This is a genomic window from Nonomuraea sp. NPDC003201, from assembly GCF_053590415.1.
On record NZ_JBSFTC010000757.1, the window covers coordinates 1 to 1,276 of the forward strand.

General features: G+C 74.6%; 2 protein-coding genes. Both read left to right on the forward strand.

What is annotated here, in order from left to right:
* Positions 1-145: 145 nt before the first annotated feature.
* Positions 146-550, forward strand: coding sequence for a hypothetical protein (locus ACWDX9_RS63420; protein WP_449973472.1), 405 nt, complete (start codon positions 146-148; stop codon positions 548-550).
* Positions 547-1,276: serine/threonine-protein kinase (locus ACWDX9_RS63425; RefSeq protein ID WP_449973473.1), on the forward strand; the 730-nt coding region annotated here is incomplete at its 3' end. The genes ACWDX9_RS63420 and ACWDX9_RS63425, both read left to right, overlap by 4 nt.

The following is a 1,276-nucleotide window of genomic DNA, read 5'->3' on the forward strand; positions in this document are numbered from 1 at the left end:
CAGGCGGACGCGTACCGCGCCGTCTCCCTGCTGCTGCGCCGTCCGCCGGGCCGTGAGGCCTTCCCCGGCGACGTCTTCTACTCCGGCCGCGACCCCGAGCCGGTCCCGGACCGCGGCGGCGGCCCCCTCCCCCGACCCGTGCGCGGTGGTCGTCCCCACGGACCGGGTACTGCCGAGCAAGTCGTCCACGTGCTCGGTCACCGTGGACGGCGCCGGCGTCACGATCAAGATCCAGCCGAACGTGGACACCGCGCGCAAGGTGTTCGACGCCCTCCGCAAACGCCGGCAGTCGCAGACCGGCACCTCGAAGGTGGAGCGCGCGGTCACCACCCCCGTCAAGGACGTGCCCGGCCTCGGCGACGAGTGCTTCTCCCAGGACACCACCGTGGGCATCCTGTCCAGCGTGAGCAGCAACGTCTGGCTGCGTATCCGCACGATGGTGATCGAGGTGTCCGTGATGGGGAACGGCTCCGCGGTCACCTCCGAGATGCGGGACACCGCCATGCGCGCGGCACGCACCACCGCGGCCAGACTCCAGAGGAACTCATGACCGGCGACCGCTTCCACCCGATCGGCCCCCTCGCCCAGGGTGCGCCCGGCCGCGCTCTGCGGGTGTTCGACCGCCGCACCGGTATGGAGGTGGCGGCCAAGCGCCTGCCGCTCCCGGAGGGCCGGGCCGACTTCGACGAGGTACGCCGGCAGGCCATGGCCGCGGGGAGCCTGCGGCACCCGTCGATCCACCCCGTCCACGAGGTCGTCGGCGTCGGCACCGAGGTGTGGATCCTCTCCCCGGTCGTCAACGGCTGGTCCCTGCGCGCCGAACTCCACCAGCGCGCCGCCCTCGGCCCGGCCGCGGCCGCCGCGATCGGCCTGCGCGTGCTGGACGCGCTGGCGTACGCGCACCGACACGGCGTCACCCACGGCAACCTGCACCCGGGCAACGTCCTGCTGGCCCCGGGCGGCCACGTGGTGCTGAACGACTTCGCCATCCCGGCCCTCGCCACCGAGACGGCCGCCAGGATGCCCGGCTTCACCGCACCGGAGCTCACCTCCGACGACGGGCCGGCAGCGGGTGAGGGGGTCGTGCCGGGGCCCGCCGCCGACCTTTGGGCGCTCGGCGCGATCCTCTACACGGCGGCGCTCGGCAGGCCGCCCTTCGTCCGGGCCACACCCGCCGCCACCGCGGAGGCCGTCCGGCAGGGGATCGCGATCGAGGCGAAGGACCCGTTCACCGCCCTCCTGCGCGACCTCCTCGACCCCGACCCGGCCCGCCGCC